The sequence below is a fragment of the Parabacteroides sp. AF39-10AC genome (assembly GCF_003635405.1).
Classification (GTDB): Bacteria; Bacteroidota; Bacteroidia; order Bacteroidales; family Tannerellaceae; genus Parabacteroides; species Parabacteroides distasonis.
This window is the reverse complement of sequence record NZ_QTLP01000008.1, coordinates 45002-65683: the sequence shown is the minus strand read 5'-3', so window position 1 is coordinate 65683 and position 20682 is coordinate 45002. Positions and strand designations below refer to the sequence as shown.

12 protein-coding genes are annotated in these 20682 nt (G+C 43.4%); 10 read left to right on the top strand and 2 right to left on the bottom strand.

The features are described 5' to 3' along the window. Positions 1–161: 161 nt before the first annotated feature. Positions 162–4202, bottom strand: a complete 4041-nt coding sequence (locus DW033_RS09310) for a hybrid sensor histidine kinase/response regulator transcription factor (protein WP_039848532.1) — start codon at positions 4200–4202, stop codon at positions 162–164. Between the two features lie 156 nt (positions 4203–4358). Here DW033_RS09310 and DW033_RS09305 point away from each other — a divergent pair, with 156 nt between their 5' ends. From DW033_RS09305 to DW033_RS09265, 9 genes are all read left to right on the top strand, one after another. Beyond that, complete coding sequence (locus tag DW033_RS09305; protein WP_009016821.1) at positions 4359–6332, top strand: PAS domain-containing sensor histidine kinase; 1974 nt, start codon at positions 4359–4361, stop codon at positions 6330–6332. Positions 6333–6502: 170 nt separating this feature from the next. Continuing rightward, entirely contained in the window at positions 6503–8743 is a 2241-nt protein-coding gene (pflB, locus tag DW033_RS09300; RefSeq protein WP_008772883.1) for a formate C-acetyltransferase, read from the top strand. After that, a complete protein-coding gene (gene pflA / locus DW033_RS09295) occupies positions 8744–9478 on the top strand; it encodes a pyruvate formate-lyase-activating protein (RefSeq protein ID WP_005867396.1) in 735 nt (244 codons plus the stop codon). 186 nt (positions 9479–9664) lie between these two features. After that, entirely contained in the window at positions 9665–10255 is a 591-nt protein-coding gene (locus DW033_RS09290) for a Crp/Fnr family transcriptional regulator (RefSeq protein WP_008777750.1), read from the top strand. A 107-nt stretch (positions 10256–10362) separates the two neighbouring features. Then, the gene (eno, locus tag DW033_RS09285) at positions 10363–11643 is read left to right on the top strand and encodes a phosphopyruvate hydratase (protein WP_005867398.1); all 1281 of its coding nucleotides are present in this window, start codon (positions 10363–10365) and stop codon (positions 11641–11643) included. A gap of 220 nt (positions 11644–11863) precedes the next feature. Further along, positions 11864–12430: an alkyl hydroperoxide reductase subunit C gene (gene ahpC / locus DW033_RS09280; protein WP_005867400.1), complete on the top strand. Its 567-nt coding sequence runs from the start codon at positions 11864–11866 to the stop codon at positions 12428–12430. 19 nt (positions 12431–12449) lie between these two features. After that, entirely contained in the window at positions 12450–14003 is a 1554-nt protein-coding gene (ahpF, locus tag DW033_RS09275) for an alkyl hydroperoxide reductase subunit F (RefSeq protein ID WP_005867401.1), read from the top strand. Positions 14004–14088: 85 nt separating this feature from the next. Next, positions 14089–14439 (top strand): hypothetical protein, encoded by a 351-nt coding sequence (locus DW033_RS09270; RefSeq protein ID WP_009016823.1) that lies wholly within the window; start codon positions 14089–14091, stop codon positions 14437–14439. Between the two features lie 46 nt (positions 14440–14485). After that, on the top strand, positions 14486–16795 hold the full coding sequence (locus DW033_RS09265; RefSeq protein WP_009016824.1) for a TonB-dependent receptor: 2310 nt from the start codon (positions 14486–14488) through the stop codon (positions 16793–16795). 173 nt (positions 16796–16968) lie between these two features. Here DW033_RS09265 and DW033_RS09260 read toward each other — a convergent pair whose 3' ends face one another. Next, on the bottom strand, positions 16969–17961 hold the full coding sequence (locus DW033_RS09260; protein WP_005859698.1) for a sugar phosphate isomerase/epimerase: 993 nt from the start codon (positions 17959–17961) through the stop codon (positions 16969–16971). Positions 17962–18248: 287 nt separating this feature from the next. Between DW033_RS09260 and DW033_RS09255 the strand changes: the two genes are divergently transcribed. Continuing rightward, entirely contained in the window at positions 18249–20630 is a 2382-nt protein-coding gene (locus DW033_RS09255) for a TonB-dependent receptor (RefSeq protein ID WP_008779143.1), read from the top strand. Positions 20631–20682: the final 52 nt, after the last annotated feature.

Genomic DNA, 20682 nt, shown 5'->3' with positions numbered 1-20682 from the left:
AAGAATACACACAAGCGGTTTGCTTTGCTATTCGACAGCAATATTAATAGGTCTTAACGAATTGAAGAGTGCTTTGAAATGCCAAAGAAGTGTCATGAAATGCATATAGCAGATTATGATACTCTTTTGGTAGATTATGACACTATTTAGGAATCAATGATTTATGCCTCTTTTGTGCGGTATTCCTTAGGTGTCATGTTATATTTACGGGCAAATTCCCTATAGAAGTATGATTTGTTAGAAATTCCTACATTATAAATAATTTCCTGAACGCTCATGTTGGTATTCACGAGTAATTGCGCTGCATAGTTTAACCTATAATCCTTTATAAAATCACTCGGCGTCATAGTAGATATTTTCTTGAAACGACGATATAAGATGCGAGTGTTTATATTCAATGCGTCCGCTACCAGCTCGGGACCGAGTCCTTCCTTGCTGACATTTTCTTTGATGATAGAGGTTACGGTGTCAAGGAATTCCTTGTCTTCTTGATGTAATAATTGCCCTTCCGTATATTGATAAGCACTTTCCGGAGAATAGAAATACTCTTTTAATTCTCTTTGGTTAGTCATCAATCGATTCACGACGGATAGGAGAACTGTTGGCGAGAAAGGCTTGGTTAGATAGGCATCCGCTCCGATATTAAGTCCTGCCGCTTGCTCTTGGTCTGATATTTTAGCAGAGATGATAATAAGCGGGATATGGCGGGTATATTTATTTTCTTTGATAAGCGAGATCAATTCTAATCCGTCCATATTAGGCATCATGATATCGGTGATGATAAGGGACGGAGTGTATTGTTTGAGGAATTCCAGAGCCTTTTCCGCATTATAAGCTTCTTGAACCTGATATTCGGAAGAGAGGGTTTCCGTGATTAACCAGACGATGTCTTTATGATCGTCGATAACGAGTATCATCGGTTTATCTTCCGTCTCTTTTTGTGCCGTATGTGAGATTTGCGGCTCTTGTATATCCGTGTTTGGGGAAGGAAGCGATACGGGAATCTCTTCGTCTATCGTGTTGTCTGAGGTCTCCTCTACGATGCCAAAAGGTAAGGTAACTGTAAATTCAGCATATTGGCCGACCTCACTCTCTATGTCGATTTTACCACCTAAGGATTGTACGAGGCTGTGACAGATAAATAAGCCGAGGCCATTCCGTGTCGTATTTTGCCTGTTATCATCGTTATCCATCGTGCCAAGGATACGATATCGGTCGAAAATATTTTGCATGTCTGCCTCCTCGATTCCTTTGCCGGTGTTGTAAACTTTAAGGACGAGGAAGTTCTCCTCCTCATGTAAGGAGATACGAACCGTGCCCCCGTCTTCCGTATACTTAAATGCGTTGGAAATCAGATTTGCTAGGATCTTCTTGAAATAGACGGAATCCGTATTCCAATAAAGCTCTTTGGGAGCATCGATCTTGAATTGGATTTGGTGTTGCTCGGATAGTGGGTAAAACCATTCGAATTGAGTTCGCAAAAGAGAGGATACGGATACTCTCCGGATGTGCGTATGACTGAATCCTGCGTCTTCCGCTTTTCGGAAATCAAGGATTTCTTGGATAAGTCCGTTCAGTTCCTCTACATTTTCCCGGAGGACTGAAGTGTATTTTTCTAATGTCTTGTCTTTTGAGGTGGCGGCATAGGCTTGGATATAATTCTCCACGCCATTGATCAAGGTAAGCGGGGTGCATAGCTCATGCGTAATGTGGGTAAAGAAATTCAGCTTGGACTCGTATAGCTTCTCTTTTTGCTCCTCCTTGATCTTGTCTGCGATCTGCTTCTGTTTCTTTAGTATTTGGTGATGGATACGATAGGTGGCGATGATGAGCAAAACTGTACCGATAAAAAGATACGTGAAAATGGCTAACGAGCTTAGATAAATAGGAGGTAATACCTTGATAGGTAGAGTGTATTCTTTTGCTGACGAATCAATGACATCGTTGCGATAACGGACTTTCAGCAAATATTCCCCGTACGGTAGGTTCATGAAAGTTACCTTGTTTGTCTTTTGCAATTTTTCCCAAGAGGAATTATAGTTGACCAACTGATACGAATACTCGTAATTCTCCCCGTTGATGTAATCCGGAGCGACGAACGCAATCGTTAACGATTGCACATCAGCCGGAACCGTTACACCGTTCCGGCTGATGTCCTTATATAATGGAAGGATTTGTTTATCCATTTGCAACTCGAAGAAACTTAATTCGGGTTGATAGGTATGCTCCGGCTCCGTTTGTTTATTTACCCAGACTAATCCGTTGATGCCTCCAAAGAATAAACGCTCGGAGTATGGGCATTTCCAATAAGCGTCATCAGAGAATTCCGTGACGCTAAAGTAAGGCTGATGATAATTATGGAAAAAGTTGTTCCGGGGATTATATTTGGTGAGACCTTTATTGGTACTAAGCCAGATACAGCTATCGTTCCCCTCATGGATACCATGGATCATGTCGTTTACGATCCCGTCGCTTTTATCGAATTGGCGTAAACGCATCTTTCCCCCTCTGAATTTAATCCGGGTGAGACCGGAGCTGGCGCCTGCATAAAACGTGGAATCTTCGGTCTGGCATACGGAAAGCACATCTCCAATGGCCGGGTTTCTTAAATTGTTGGTTTGCAGGAATTCATATCCTTGATTGAAAATATTGAAACGAATGACTCCGTAACCGCCACGGCTCCCGAGGAACAGGGTAGAGTCGTTGTCATATACCATCGATTGGATTTCTTTACAGATGTTCTTTCCGTTTTTTAACGGGAAGGTTTGTACCTTCCCGATTGTAGGTACGGCTTTATCTATATGTAAGGTAACCTTTTGCAATCCGTTACCCGTTGTCGCTAGCCATAATGTGGAATCATCTACCTCGCAAATAGAGTGGACATAGCGTAGAGGGGTGGTGTCTTCTCGTTGCGGTATCGTTTTTATTCGTTTCTCTTTATACGAATAATAGGTCAGTCCCGGGCCTTCCGTGCCAATCCAGATACATGGATGGTACTCGCTTTTTTGGAAGCAATACACACGGTTGCTGGATAGGCCGTCGGCGGTGGTAAAATGCGTGATAGCGCTTTGTGGGATCATCTTTTTGTTATGGTAAGTGTCATACGCTTGTATCCGGACAATACCGTCTCCTTTTGTCCCGAGCCAAAGGGATTGATCATCGTCTGTATATAAAGAACGTATGGGGTTCTGTATATTAATCGGTAAATCCTTGAGTAAGATAGAGCCGAAAAGATCGGGTTTGTCATAAAACATCCGTATACCTTGCCCGTCTGTTCCCAACCAGAGAATCTCCTGCCTTTTATCGTTCATTAGGCAAAAGATACCGATGCCCATATTTATCGTGTTTTCCGGTTGGCTTAGGTCTAGAATATTGCCGTTACGGAAAACGATATACACATTGGATTGGAAGGTGCATATCTTGATGATGTTACCATATTGTTTTGTCATTTCAGGCAGATCGAACAGGAATTCTTTCCCCTTTCCGTCTACATGCTGTCGATATAATTTATTGTCGGTATCTACTATGAAAATATGATTATTCTCGTAAAATGCGGATAAGATCGGTTTATTATGGAATTGGCGTTCTTCCGATAGCAAATTAAAAGTAGTATCGGAGAAATCCGGAGTCAACTTTTTCAGTATGCCCGAGGCTAATAATAAATAAAAATGTCCGTCCGTCCCGGCGAATAAGGTACGTACGGTTTGAGGGCCTACTCCTTCTCTCGGCAGGTCCCGGAACCCATCGCTAGATGGGGTGTAGCAAGAGATTCTGTTTTCCTTACAAATAGCGAGCGTGATGCCGGATGAATCGGAGGCCAATAGATCGCATTCCATGTATCCGGGGAAAGACTCGGTGACTTTCCGTTCTTTTAGTGAGAATTTATTGATACCTAAAGAGGTTGATATCCATAAAAAGCCGGGTTCTGCGTCGGATATTTTGTGAATGATATTACTACAAAGAGAGTTTTTGTTATTTAATTCGAAACGATATACATACGTATCTTTTCCGTTGTATAAGTTAAGTCCGTCGTAAGTCCCGATCCACAAATAGCCATCCGGATCTTGATGCATGCAAATAATAGCGTTATTTGAGAGATCAACCATAGAAGTTTTATGCAATACGGTTGAGGCAAATAGGTCTGTTTGCGTGATCAATATAAGGAAACTGGTTAACGCTAGAATAAGCCTTGTGAATCTCATGTATTTAAGATTTAGTGTTTGTTTTCAGCGCAAAGATAATATCTTTATGAACGAACAGAAAAGAATTCACTTTTTTGTTTACTTTTGCAAAAAGCAGGGCTTTCGTATAAATTAGAATGTCTGACGTATGATAATACGAAATAAAGTAAGTGACAGATGGAACAATGTGAAGAGAATTCTCAAGAAAATGACGATGTGATAATAGAGAAAGAAATTTCTAAATTAATAGAAGAACAGCGTTTATTTACGGAGAGTATATATGCTTGTCTGCCGGTGGGTATTGAAATTTATGACGCACATGGTGTGCTGCGTAGTATAAACGACCATGCGTTGAGGATGTATGGTGTGGATGACCGGACATCGGTGGTGAATATAGTCAATCTTTACAAAAGTCCATTTGTTGATTCAGAACTTTTAGCTCGGATACAATCGGGTGAAGATATTTCCTTGGAGTTTGAGTATGATTTTGATCGGGTTAATAAGGATGCATATTATTCTTCCCATAATAAAGATACGATGATCTATGGGGTTAAAGTTATCCCGATATGGAGTAGAAAAAAACATCTTATCGGACATATATTACTCGCAAATGATATGACTTCCGTGAAAGAGGTGGAATTCCGTACGGAAGAAAGCAAGAAAAATCTGGAGATGGCCAAGAAAGCGCAGGATCTGATCGCAAAACGTGATCTGGCCATGAAAGTCAGTAATATTGTTCATTGGGATTTTGATGTAAATTCCCAGAAATTCGAATCTTATAATGATCCGATCAACGATTACGTTTCAGATCGGTTATTGACCGTTTCGGAGTATATGGATGTTATATACCCCGAGGACCGGTCTGTTTTTTACGACGCAATGCAATCCCTGATAGCTGGAAAGAATGTCACCATCAATTTTACCTGTCGCATACAAACCAAGTATGATGAGACTTGGCAGTATTGTGATTTTATGGGTGTCCCTTTCGATCAAGATGAAAATGGAGATATAATACGCTATACGGGATTCAGGCAAAACATTCCTAAGATCCAGCAATTGAATCGGGAACTTAAAGAAAGAAATTACAAGATAGAGCTTTCTTTCAAGACGGTTGGTATGTCGTATTGGGGTTTTGATGTAAAAAGCCTGAAATTCAGTGCTTTTAATGATCCTATCAATGATTTTTATTCGGAAAAGACAATCACTCCCGAGGATTATTTGAACGCTACACATCCGGATGATGTGGTTTTTGTGCGGAAATATATGGAGCATATGTTCCGGGGCATAGATAAAGATTTCAACGTTAAATATCGTTCCAAAACCAAATGGGATGACGAGTGGCAGACCTTATTGGTTACTGGAATCCAGGTTGAAAGAGATAAAGAAGGCCATGTGACTCGCTATACCGGTATTACGATCAATAATACGAAGTGGGAGAAGATGATTCAGCAATTGAAGGAATTAAAGGAGAAAGCGGAACTTTCGGATCGTCTCAAGTCTGCGTTTCTCGCTAATATGAGTCACGAGATACGTACCCCGTTAAACGCTATTGTTGGTTTTTCAGAGTTAATGGTAACTTGTGATGATCCGGAAGAAAAAAAAGAATATATAAATATCATCCAATCCAATAATGAGTTGTTATTGCGATTGATCAACGATATCCTTGATCTTTCCAAGATAGAGTCAGGCATAATTGAACGTAGGAAGGAGAATTTCAATCTGGCTAAGGTTTGTAATGAGTTATTTGTTACGATTCAGGCGAAGATGACAAATCCGAATGTCGAGTTACGTTTAGATGGTCCCAACTCGGAGTGCTGGGTACTTCTGGATAGAAACCGGCTTAAGCAAGTATGGATGAATTTCCTCACTAATGCGGTAAAATGCACCAAATCCGGATATATTAAAATGGGATATGGTATTGAAAGGGAAGGTCTTCGTATCTATGTTGAGGATACGGGAATCGGTATACCGGATGATTTGCATGACAAAGTATTTACCCGTTTTGAGAAATTGAATGAGTTCTCGCAGGGTACCGGACTTGGCTTGACGATCTCCAGAGCTATCGTAGAAGCGGCAGGGGGAGAAGTGGGCTTCACTTCAAAACTTGGTGTCGGATCTACTTTTTGGGCATGGTTGCCTCTTCGCCCTTAGGGCTGACTCCCCATTTATTGGTAATGTTCTTTTAAAATAGTGAAGGATGAGAAGCTTTTTTATCGCAATTTATAGGGATTTTAGAACTGGTGTAGCATATGTGACAGAAATATGACGATAATTCTCCTACCTTTGCGGCGGTAAAAATGTGGTATTAGATAAGATTGTTTATGAAATTTGAGAATGAGTGCTGGGATCACTTTAAGGGTGAGACCTGGAAAAGAGAGATCAATGTAAGAGATTTTATCCAGAGTAACTATACGCCTTATGAAGGGGATGATTCCTTTTTAGTCGCTTCTTCCGAGAAGACCCGTAAGGTCTGGAACAAGCTGACCGAGATGTTTAAGGTCGAGAGGGAAAAGGGAGTTTATGACGCCGAGACAAAATTACCTCAAGGGATCGATGTATATGGCCCGGGCTATATTGATAAGGAGAATGAGGTTATCGTTGGGTTACAAACCGATGCTCCGCTGAAACGTGGTATCTTCCCGAAGGGCGGTATCCGTATGGTCGAGAATAGCTTGGAAGCTTATGGTTATCATTTGGACCCGATGACGAAAGAGATCTTCACGAAGTACCGTAAAACTCATAACGAGGGCGTTTTCTCCGCATATACGGAAGAGATGATTGCCGCACGTCGTTCGGCTATTATCACCGGTCTGCCCGACGCGTATGGTAGAGGACGTATTATTGGTGACTATCGTCGTGTCGCTTTATATGGTACGGCAATCTTGATCGAGGAGAAAAAGCGTTTCTTGAATCGTTTGGATATCCAAGAGATCACGGAAGAGATCATCCAGAGCCGTGAGGAGATTTCCGAACAGATCAAGGCTTTGAAAGCGTTCGAGAAAATGTGCGCTAGCTATGGCTTTGATGTGACTCGTCCGGCACAAAACGCTCGTGAGGCGGTTCAGTTTGTGTACTTAGCTTATCTGGCGGCGGTAAAAGACCAAGATGGCGCGGCGATGTCTATCGGACGTACTTCTACGTTTTTGGATATTTATATCGAGAAAGACATCCGTGAGGGTAAGTTGACCGAAGAGGAGGCGCAAGAATTGGTAGACCAGCTGATCATCAAGTTGCGTATCGTTCGTTTCTTACGTACGCCGGAATACAATGATTTGTTCTCCGGTGATCCGGTTTGGGTAACAGAGTCCTTGGGCGGCCAAGGAGTGGATGGCCGTTCTTTGGTAACAAGAACTTCCTATCGTTATCTCCATACATTATATAATCTAGGTCCGGCACCAGAACCCAATTTGACAGTTCTGTGGTTTAAGAACGCTCCCGAGAACTGGAAACGCTTCTGTGCCAAGGTCTCTATCGATACATCGGCTATCCAATATGAGAACGACGATTTGATGCGTCCGGATTATGGAGATGATTATGGTATCGCTTGTTGCGTTTCTCCTATGAAGATCGGTAAGCAGATGCAGTTCTTCGGAGCCCGTGCGAATTTGGCGAAATGTTTATTATATGCGATCAACGGAGGACGGGATGAGCGCAGCGGCGTACAGGTAGCCCCGATGTTCGAGCCGGTTCGCGGCGAGTATCTGGAATACGATGAGGTGATGGCTAAGTATGAGCAAATGATGCGCTGGTTGGCGAAAGTGTATGTGAACGCCTTGAAGATAATCCATTATATGCATGATAAATACGCATATGAGGCATTCGAGATGTCGCTTCACGATGGAGATGTAGAGCGTATCCGTGCGACAGGTATCGCCGGTCTTTCTATCGTTGCCGATTCGTTGGCTGCTATCCGTGATACGAAAGTACGTGTGATCCGTGACGAGCGTGGCTTGGCGGTTGATTTCGAACGTGAGGGCGAATATGTTCCTTTCGGTAATAACGACGATCGTACGGATAGTATCGCTGTAGAGATCACCGAGAAGTTCATGGAATATTTGCGTCAGCACGAGACCTATCGCCATGCGAAACCTACGCAGTCCATCCTTACGATCACCTCTAATGTGGTATATGGTAAGAAGACTGGTACGACACCGGATGGCCGTATCGGTGGAACTCCTTTCGCTCCGGGCGCGAACCCTATGAACGGTCGTGATACGAAAGGTGCTATCGCTGCGCTAGCTTCGGTAGCGAAGCTTCCATTCCAGCATGCGCACGACGGTATCTCTTATACTTTCGCTGTTTCTCCGGCTACGTTGGGAAAGGAGCGTGAAGTGCAGATCAATAATCTGGTTAGCTTATTGGATGGCTATTTTACTCCGGATGGAGGTCAGCATCTGAATGTTAACGTATTTGATAAGGATTTGTTGATCGACGCTATGGAACATCCTGAGAAATATCCGCAACTTACGATCCGTGTATCCGGATATGCGGTAAACTTCGTGAAACTGACTCGTGAACAACAGTTGGATGTTATTTCAAGAACCATTAACCATTCACTGTAAGTGATAAAAGGTAAGATACATTCATTAGAGAGTTTCGGGACCGTAGATGGTCCCGGAATTCGCTTTGTCGTTTTTATGCAGGGCTGCCCGTTGCGTTGCCTGTATTGCCATAACCCGGATACTTGGAACCCGAAAGGGAAGGTGAAATATCAGATGACTCCCGGCGAGCTATTGACGGAAGTCTTACGGTATAAGAGTTTTATCGCCCGTGGGGGGGTGACTGTTACCGGTGGGGAACCTTTATTGCAACCTGAGTTTCTGAAAGAGTTTTTCCGTTTGTGCCAAGAGCAAGGTCTTCACACAGCTTTGGACACATCTGGTTTCGTATGTACCTCAAAAGCTTGGGAAGTCTTGGATTATGCGGACTTAGTGTTATTGGACATCAAAACCTTAAACCCGGATTTACATCCGTTACTGGCGGGTGTCAAGCAGGATAATACGCTTCTGTTCTTGGATGAATTGGAGAGACGTGGCATAGATACTTGGATTCGCCATGTTATTGTCCCCGGATATACGGATAATGACGAGTGGCTGGAGGCGTTAGCTCGGTATGTCAGTTCATATAAAGTGGTTCGCAAAGTGGAATTATTGCCTTATCATACGATGGGAACCTATAAATATGAGCAATTAGGTCTCGATTATCCGTTAAAGGGGGTGGAACCCTTATCAAAAGAACGTTTAGATAATGCGAAAGCGATATTCTCTCGCTACAAACCAGAAAATAACAAGGCCTGATCTCTCGATCAAGCCTTGCGATTATGCAACAGCTAATCAGGGAAAACAATCTAATCCGATTAGCTTTTAAACGATAGTAATAATTTTTTGCCTAGACTAACCTTGACTATTTAATATGTGTTTGTTTTGTTATATGCAACAAATATCTATTTTTGTAAGGAGATAAAAAATGATATAGATCAGAAAATGATGAATAGTATGAAGACACCACAAGAAATAGCCGAAATGATATCCAAACGTTTTTATCCATTACCCGATGCGGATTTGGATTCTCTGGCCTCGATCATAGAATCAAGTAAGGCTGCGAAAGGAGAATTATTGTTGGATAACGGACAAATATCTAAATATTTATATTATGTGGAATCGGGATTATTACGCCAGTTTTACTATAAGAATAAACGTGATATTACCGAGCATTTCTCCTGTGAGGGAAATATCGTTATTTGTATAGCCAGCACATTCCAAAGAGAACCGACGCGTTTATTAATCGAGGCATTGGAACCGACGGTTTATCACCGGATCTCTTTTTCGGAATTTAGCGATTTATTGAAAACATCTTTAGCTATTAATAGATTGTACCAGAAAATACTGGAGTGGGCTTTGATGCTTTCGCAAGAGAAAGCGGACTCTTGGCGTTTTGAGTCGGCAAGAAAACGTTATCTGCGTTTTCAACAGGAATATCCGGAAGCAGCGAAACGTGCTTCTGTCAATCATATCGCCTCGTATTTATTGATGACACCCGAATCTTTGAGCCGGGTGCGGGCGGGAGTGTTGTAGTCTCTACCTACATTCAGGTATTATTGAGGTGAAAATAGCAATTTGTGGTGATTTCACGGTTCAAGTAATCCATCTATATTTGCGTCAGTTTAAAAAACGTAGAAGCAATGAAAATAGAAAAGATTACAGGACGTGAGATCCTAGATTCAAGAGGTAACCCGACAGTAGAGGTTGATATTTTACTAGAGTCCGGCGTTATGGGCCGTGCGTCTGTGCCTTCCGGTGCGTCCACCGGCGAGAACGAGGCTTTGGAGTTGCGTGATGGCGATAAGAAGCGTTATGGTGGTAAAGGCGTATTGAAAGCGGTTGAGAATATCAATACGATTATCGCTCCGGCATTGAAGGGGATGTCTGCCTTGGATCAGATAGGTATCGATCATGCGATGTTGGCTTTGGACGGTACGAAAACTAAATCGAAACTAGGTGCGAACGCTATCCTTGGCGTTTCTTTAGCTGTAGCGAAAGCTGCCGCAAATTATTTGGATATTCCTTTATATAGATATATTGGTGGAACGAATACCTACGTGATGCCTGTTCCGATGATGAATATAATCAATGGCGGTTCGCATAGCGACGCTCCGATCGCTTTCCAAGAGTTTATGATTCGTCCGGTAGGTGCCGCTTCTTTCAAGGAAGGCTTACGTATGGGCGCTGAGGTATTCCATGCGTTGAAAAAGGTATTGCACGATCGTGGGTTAAGTACCGCTGTTGGTGATGAGGGTGGTTTCGCCCCGAATTTGGAAGGTACGGAAGATGCCTTGAACTCAATTATCGCCGCTATCAAGGCGGCTGGTTATGAACCGGGCAAGGATGTGATGATCGGTATGGATTGCGCTTCTTCTGAGTTTTATAAGGATGGAATCTACGATTACACGAAGTTTGAAGGAGAAAAAGGAGTGAAACGTACTTCCGACGAACAAGTGGATTATCTGGAAAAGCTGATCAACGAATACCCGATCGATTCCATTGAGGATGGTATGAGTGAGAATGATTGGGCTGGTTGGAAGAAACTGACAGATCGTATTGGTAACCATTGCCAATTAGTCGGAGATGATTTGTTCGTGACAAATGTAGAGTTCCTTTCAAGGGGTATTAAAGAAGGTTGCGGTAACTCAATCTTGATCAAGGTAAATCAGATCGGTTCCTTGACGGAGACACTGAACGCTATCGAGATGGCTCACCGTCATGGATACACGACCGTTACTTCACACCGTTCCGGTGAGACGGAAGACGCTACGATCGCCGATATCGCTGTCGCTACCAATAGCGGACAGATCAAGACGGGATCATTAAGTCGTTCGGACCGTATGGCTAAATATAACCAGCTGCTTCGTATCGAGGAGGAATTGGGAGACCGTGCCGTATACGGATACAAAAGAATCAATTAAGTATATAAAGTAAATTATAATCGCTAATTATGTAGTAATCCAAAACCCAAGATATTGAAGGGCTTATCCGTGAGGATAGGCCCTTTTTATTGATTGATAAAGTATTATCTATAACCTCATAAAATATATCGATTAGAAAAATTGTTTTAATGAATAAATATGTTATATTTTTGTATCGGAAATAAAAACAAATAGTATTCATTTAAAAATAGGAACAAGTATGGAACCGATTATTAATTCTCAACTTCCGGAGTTTAAAGTACAAGCTTTTCAAAATGGTAATTTCAAGACTGTAACCAACGAGGACGTCTTGGGTAAGTGGGCTATCTTTTTCTTCTACCCGGCCGATTTTACATTTGTTTGTCCAACAGAGTTGGTCGATATGGCTGAGAAGTATGAGCAGTTTAAATCAATGGGAGTAGAAATTTACTCTGTAAGTACAGACTCTCATTTTGTACATAAAGCTTGGCATGACGCTTCCGAGACTATCCGTAAGATCCAATATCCGATGTTGGCGGATCCCACTGGAGCACTGAGTCGTGCGTTTGGTGTGATGATTGAGGAAGAGGGTATGGCATACCGTGGCACTTTCTTGGTAAATCCGGAAGGAAAGATCAAAGTGGCCGAGATTCATGATAACAATATCGGTCGTGACGCTTCCGAGTTACTTCGTAAAGTTGAAGCCGCTCAGTTTGTCGCTTCACATGATGGTGAGGTTTGTCCCGCTAAATGGAAGAAAGGGGAGGCTACCTTGAAACCTAGCATTGACTTGGTAGGGAAAATCTAAATAATTAAGAGTATAGATCGTGTTAGAATCAACATTAAAAGAACAATTGAAAGGTATATTCGCAGGGTTAAATGCGAATTATACCTTTGATATATCGATCTCTCCTGCGTATGAAAGTAGACAGGAATTGTTGGATTTATTAGGTGATGTTGCCTCTTGTTCGGATAAAATATCTATGCAAGTATCTGATGGGGAGGGATTGGAATTCATTTTGTTAAAGGATGGAGCGAAAACGGGGATTAAGTTTCGTGGAGTACCTAATGGACACGAGTTTACTTCCTTACTGTTGGCGATCTTGAATTCAGATGGGAAAGGCAAGAATTTTCCGGACGAGAGCATTTGTAATCGTGTTAAAGCCTTGAATGGCCCGATACATCTGACGACCTATGTCTCTTTGACTTGTACGAATTGCCCGGATGTGGTACAGGCATTAAACGCTATGACGACTTTAAATCCTCAGATCCATCATGAGATGGTAGATGGGGCTATCAATCAAGCGGAAGTTGATGCCTTGAAGATACAAGGCGTCCCCTCTGTCTTTGCGGATGGAAAACTGATCCATGTAGGACGTGGGGAATTCGGAGAATTGTTATCGAAGCTGGAAGCTCAGTATGGAATCAATGAGAGCCTAACGGAGAAGACGGTAAAACGATATGACGTGGTTGTGGTCGGTGGGGGTCCGGCTGGTGCTTCTGCCGCTATTTATTCCGCACGAAAGGGGCTGAGTGTCGCTGTCGTGGCGGAGCGTATCGGCGGGCAGGTGAAGGAGACGGTAGGAATTGAGAATCTGATTTCAGTTCCGGAGACAACAGGTACCCAGTTGGCTGACAATCTGCGCTTGCATATGCGGCAATATCCGATTGACCTGCTGGAGCATCGTCGTATAGAGAAGGTAACGATAGAAGGAAACGAGAAGGTTTTATCTACGGCTGGAGGTGAGATATTCAAGGCTCCGGCGGTTATTGTCGCTACGGGCGCTAGCTGGCGTAAATTGAATGTACCGGGTGAGGCAGAGTATATAGGGCGTGGAGTGGCTTTTTGTCCTCATTGCGACGGTCCGTTTTATAAGGGAAAACATGTTGCCGTGGTTGGCGGTGGAAATTCCGGTATCGAGGCGGCTATTGATTTGGCGGGGATCTGTTCGAAAGTAACCGTTTTGGAGTTTATGGATGAGTTAAAAGCGGATCAAGTCTTGCAAGAGAAAGCGAAGAGTTTGCCGAATGTCGAGATCTTTGTTAGTTCACAAACAACCGAGGTGGTTGGAAATGGCGACAAGGTAACCGGTATCCGTACAAAGGATCGTAAGACAGGGGAAGAGCGTGTTATTCATTTAGACGGTATTTTTGTTCAAATCGGCTTAGCCGCTAATAGTGGTGTCTTTAAGGAGATTGTCGAAACAAATCGTCCCGGTGAGATCGTGATTGACGCACATTGCCGGACGAATGTCCCGGGTATTTATGCAGCGGGCGACGTTTCCACCGTACCCTTTAAGCAAATCATTATTTCTATGGGAGAAGGAGCCAAAGCGGCCCTTTCGGCCTTTGAAGATCGGGTACGTGGCGTACTTGATTGAGGAAAGTACCTACAAATAGGTAATTTTTGAACAGCGTATCTTTTTTATCGGTTATATTACTATATTTGCGATCGAGAGAAAAGAGATGGATAGATTAAGAAAATATCTGAGGATATTACTCCCTGCGCTGTTCATAGCCTATTTGGGATGTATTATTGCGTTTACTCACGTTCATATTGTCAACGGGGTAACGATCGTCCATTCTCACCCGTTTCATAAAACGGACGATGGTCGTCCGGACCATGAACATGGCTACGCCGAGTTTCAGTTGCTTCATCAGTTATCTGTCTTGCAGATAACAGGTGCGGCTTTCGTCGCTATTCTGCTGGCGGCTTTTTATTCCTTTATCCGTAACTTATCTTTCGCTCCGGTCTATCCGGACTATATCGTTCCCTTCCGGGGAAGACGTACGCTTCGTGCTCCTCCCATATTCTGATATTGTGAGATTAATAACATTGTATTACTTATCAGAATAAATTAAAATGAATAAATTTTTCATCTTTATACTATGCCTGTGCTGTGCCCTAACGGTAGCTCAGGCCATGGGAGAGAACCGTCTAAACGACTCAGACGCAAATGTTTTCGGACATGTATTGGATAAGAAAACAGGGGAACATCTTCCCTTTATCAACGTATTGTTAAAAGGTACCACGATCGGTACGACCACCGATAACTCGGGACATTATTTCCTGAAGAATCTGCCGGAAGGTAAATTTACGCTAGAATATAAAGCGCTCGGGTATAAGACTGTCTCTAAAGAAGTGACCCTAAAGAAAGGAAAAACCTTAGAGATTAATGTAGAACTGGAAGAAGACCAGATCGCCTTGGATGGCGTGGTGGTATCTGCGAATCGTGCGGAAACTTCCCGCCGGTTGGCTCCCACATTAGTGAATGTATTGGATGCGAAGGTTTTTACTACGACTAATGCGGTGAATTTGGCACAGGGACTAAATTTCCAACCGGGTGTACGGGTAGAGACGAATTGCCAGAATTGCGGTTTCCAGCAAGTCCGGATCAATGGATTAGACGGACCTTATACCCAAATACTGATTGATTCACGTCCCATATTCAGCGCTTTATCCGGCGTATATGGGCTTGAGCAAATACCGGCGAATATGATCGAGCGGGTAGAGGTGATGCGAGGAGGGGGATCGGCACTGTTCGGCTCGTCCGCTATCGCCGGGACAATTAATATCATCACGAAGGAGCCCTTGAGAAATTCCGGGGAATTGTCGCATACGTTAACCTCGATCGGTGGGACATCCGCTTTCGATAATAATACGACCCTAAATGCCTCTTTGGTATCGGAAAATGGGAAAGCGGGCTTATATCTTTTTGGCCAGAACCGTCATCGTTCCGGTTTTGATCAGGATGGAGATGGTTTTACGGAGTTGCCTAAATTGAAGAATCAAACGGTTGGTTTCCGTTCGTACCTGAAAACGAGTACTTATAGTAAATTGACATTCGAGTATCATCATATGAATGAATACCGCAGGGGAGGAAATCTGTTGGATCGTCCACCTCATGAAGCGGATATCGCCGAACAGTTGGAGCATTCGATTGATGGAGGAGGTCTGAAATTCGATCTTTTCTCCAAGGATTACAAACATAAATGGAGTGTTTTCACTTCTGCCCAGAATACAGACCGGGATAGTTATTACGGGACGAATCAAGATCCGAACGCTTACGGCAAGACTACGGACCTGACGGTTATGGCCGGTACGCAATATGCTTATAGTTTTGATAAATTCTTATTTATGCCATCGGATTTGACTGCCGGTTTGGAGTATAGTTTCGATCATTTGAAAGACGAGATGATCGGGTATAATCGCTTTACGAATCAGAAGGTGCATATCGAGAGCGCATTTTTGCAGAATGAGTGGAAAAATAAGCGATGGAGCTTCTTGATTGGCGGTCGTTTGGATAAACATAATATGATGGATCATATAATATTCAGCCCTCGTGCGAATATCCGTTTTAACCCGACGGAAGATATCAATATCCGGGCTAGTTATTCCAGTGGTTTCCGTGCCCCGCAAGCGTTCGATGAGGATATGCATATCTCGGCGGTCGGCGGAGAGGTCGCTATGATCCAACGTGCGAAAGATTTATCCGAGGAGAAATCGCGGAGCTTGAGTGCTTCGGTCGATTTTTACCATCGTTTTAAGAATGGTATCCAGTTGAACTTCTTGGTGGAAGGTTTTTACACCAGCTTAAGTGATGTGTTTGTCTTGGAAGATATCGGGAAAGATGAGCAAGGCAATCTGATTAAGGAACGTCGTAACGGTTCCGGGGCGAAAGTGATGGGATTAACCTTGGAAGGGAAGTCGGTGCTAACTTCATGGCTATCTTTGCAAGCGGGCGCTACTTTCCAGCGAAGCCGTTATAAAGAGGCCGAGAAATGGAGCGATGACGAGAATGTACCAGCCGAGACAAGGATGTTCCGTACGCCGGATACCTATGGTTATTTTACGGCTACCCTTACGCCTATCAAACGTTTCACGGCTTCCCTGTCGGGAACTTATACGGGAAGTATGTTGGTGCAGCACTTGGCGGGATATATACCTTTGGATAAGGCGGTGGAGACTCCGGATTTCTTTGATATGAATATCAAGCTTGCGTATGAGTTCCCGCTTTACAAAGAGCTGAAACTAGAAGTAAATGGAGGCGTGCAGAATCTGTTCAACGCTTACCAATCCGACTTTGATCAAGGTAAGAACCGGGATTCCTCCTATATCTATGGCCCGGCTAGCCCGAGAAGTTATTTTGCCGGTGTAAAGATGAGCTTTTAATCATGTAATGCCCTTTGAAAAAACATGTACGTGTTTCGTGAAAAACACGTACGTGTTTCCGAAAAAAGACGTACGTGTTTTTTTGAAGGCAAAATAAACAAAAAGACAGTGTTCCCAAGCGTATGATCGCCCTGCGGAAACACTGCCTTTTTTATGGGATAAATCGGGATGTTTTATTTAACGAACGGAGCGGCTTGCAAATAGGCGGCGCTCTTCTCTACACCCTCGAACTGAGTACGGCCTTTCTTGTCGCCTTCCAGTTCCACGTAGTAGCCGAGGATACCGATCTCGTACGCTTTTTTGAATATATTCGGGAAATTCATCATACCGGAATCACCGATGATCCAACGATCCTTGATGTGCAATAACTTAAAACGATTCGGATAATTCTCCATCCATTCCACGGGATCTTGCTGCCCCATAACGGCCCAATATACATCCAACTCGAACATAACCTTATCCGGATCGGTATTTTTTAGGAATAACTCCTCGATATAAGTACCTTTAGGAGGTGCCCACGGATTCGGGTTCTGTTCCGGTTTCTCGCCGGCTTTCAATACCCGTTTGAACTCATTGCTATGATTATGGTAACCCCATAGGATTCCGGCTTTCTTCGTGATCTCTCCGGCACGGTTGAAGATCTCCGATACTACTTTGGCGTCATCCTCGTTTTCGATACGGGGTAAACTCGGTTGTACCATACAACTAACACCTAGCTCGGCATGGATATCGGTTGCCTTTTTCCAGAACTCGTCGAATTTGGGCATATTCTCTTTCGTGTACTCACGAAGAGAAGGGGTCAGGTGTGAGCTACTGATTCTCAAACCGGCATCATCCACCATTTTCTTATAATCCTTGGAGGCGATGAATGTCGTATTTTTAGGATTATAATCACCGAATTTACCAGTGTCTTCCCTATATCCGAAAATCTCCAGATCGGTATATCCCGCTTTTGCCAATCGGTTCAATCCGTTAGGCATATCTTGCAGTAACTCCTGTCCGAGCGAATAGGTTTGCAATCCCATCTTTTTCCCGGCGGTTGCCGAGGATATCGCATCCGTGGCGGGTATGGATCTGGTGGGATTTGAAGCCATTACTTTTTGGCTGGCTATGCCCCCTAAAGTAAGTAATGAAATGTTTCTCAAAAATGTTCTTCTGTCTGTCATGGTGATAAAGAATTAAAATTAAACATCTGTTTCTCGCAAATATAGTTAACCTTTTTGAAGTTTATTAAGAAAATGTCTCTCAAAAACTTGCGATTGGGTTTAAATAGATTTAAAATTTGACATAACTCAATTTTACGAACTTACTCCATACATCCAATTACCTGAATAAGGGGATTGTTTGGTATACCTCCGTGGATTTTTAATGTGATTTTACCCATTCTTAGGTATTGTGGGGCTGTAGTCTCTGATCGTAACTTTGCAACGTTTTAAATAACATAATTGATTAAATGATGATGAAGAAAATCAGAGGGCTTTTCCTCTCCTTTTTACTGTTGCTTATTTCCATCTCGGCTTTTTCTCAACATAAAACAATGATATCGGGTAAAGTCCTGTCCACGGAAAAAACAACCGTGGATTTCGCTACCGTTTATCTAAAAGGTACGAATTACGGCGGGACTACGAATGAGGAAGGTATCTATCATCTTCAAGCTCCCGCGGGAGAATATACATTAGTAGTATCGGCTATCGGATATAAGACGGTAGAGAAACCCGTGAAACTGATGCGTGGGGAACGGACGAAGATGAATGTGGTAATCAGCCCTCAAGCTACGGAGTTGGATGAGGTGGTTGTCGTTTCTAATGGCGTGACCCGGCTCAAGCGTTCTGCGTTCAATGCCGTGGCCCTCGATACGAAAGCCTTGCAAAATTCAACCCAGAACTTGAGTGAAGCCTTGGCTCAAGCGCCCGGAATGAAGATCCGGGAGTCCGGCGGTGTCGGCTCGGATATGCAACTGATGATGGATGGATTTACCGGCAAGCATATCAAGATCTTTATCGATGGGGTTCCGCAAGAAGGTGTCGGCAGTTCTTTCGGACTGAATAACATTCCGGTGAATTATGCCGAGCGTATAGAGGTCTATAAGGGTGTGGTACCGGTGGGTTTCGGAACAGACGCTATCGGAGGTGTTATCAATATCATCACCAAGAAGAACCGGAACAAATGGTTTTTGGATGCTTCTTATTCATACGGGTCTTTCAATACGCATAAATCTTATGTGAACTTCGGACAAACTTTCCGGAGCGGACTCACGTATGAGATCAACGTTTTCCATAATTATTCGGATAATAATTACTATGTGGATACTCCGGTGAAGGACTTTACGACCGGAGCGATCAATAAGAAAAAGATCGAGCATGTGAAGCGTTTTCATGATACGTATCATAACGAGGCTGTTATCGGGAAAATAGGTTTCGTGGATAAGAAATGGGCGGATCGTTTGATGTTTGGGTTTACCTATTCACATATGTATAAAGATATACAGACGGGCGTACGCCAAGAAGTGGTGTTTGGCGGCAAATATCGGAAGGGATACTCGATCATGCCGTCGTTGGACTATCGCAAGCGTGATTTCTTCGTTAGGGGCTTGGATGTGGTATTGACGGCGAATTATAATAAGAACATGACGAACAATGTAGATACCTCTTCCTATGAATATAATTGGCGTGGCGAGATGCGTCCGCTCCGGATGCCCGGTGAGCAATCTTATCAGAACACCCGGTCGGATAATAATAACTGGAACGGAACCTTAACAGCTAACTACCGTATCGGTAAGGCGCATACGTTCACGTTCAATCACGTGATCAACGCGTTCCGGCGTTCGAATCAGTCTCTTTTGAACGAGGACTCGGAAGCGAACGCTATCCCGAAGGAAACCCGTAAAAATATCAGCGGTCTTTCGTATCGCTTGATGCCGACGGAACATTGGAACTTGTCTGTGTTCGGTAAATATTACAACCAGTTTATCGCGGGGCCTGTCGCTACTTCCTCGGCTCAAGATGACTATATACGTACGACCAATTCGGTAAGCGCGATGGGATATGGGGCCGCGGGAACTTACTTTATCTTGAAAAGCTTGCAAGCGAAATTGTCCTATGAGAAAGCCTATCGCCTGCCGACCAATGAGGAGATGTTTGGCGATGAGGACCTTGAGACCGGCGATATTTCCTTGAGACCGGAGAACAGCGATAACGTGAATCTGAATTTAAGCTACAACGAGACATTCGGTAAGCATTCCGTATATGTGGAAGGCGGATTGATCTACCGAAATACGAAAGATTATATCCAACGGAATATATCGGATTTGAGCGGCGGTAAATATGGCGCTACCTATGTGAATCATGGTCGTGTAGAGACCAAGGGTTACAATATCTCGGTTCGCTACGGTTTCGCTAACTGGGTAAGCGTAGGAGGAAACTTTACGCAGATGAATGTAAGGGATAACGTGAAGACGGTTACCAGCGGGACGAACCAAGAGAGCTTGACATATGGCGCACGTATGCCGAATCTTCCTTATCAGTTTGCCAACTCGGATGTGACCTTCTACTGGCGTAATTTGTGGAAGAAAGGCAATACGCTAAGTGTCACTTACGATAATTTATATATGCATAGTTTCCCGCTGTATTCGGAGGCAGTAGGCAGTGAATCCGAATTTGTGGTACCAACTCAATTCTCGCATAACCTGACACTCTCTTATGGTATACAGAACGGGCGTTACAATATCTCTTTCGAGTGCAGGAATCTCACGAACGAGAAATTATACGATAACTTCAGCTTGCAGAAGGCTGGCAGGGCTTTCTATGGTAAGGTGAGGGTTTATTTCGGTAATTAATTTAAAGTGTGACTATCTTTTATTTATCAATAATTAATTCAAAACATAATAG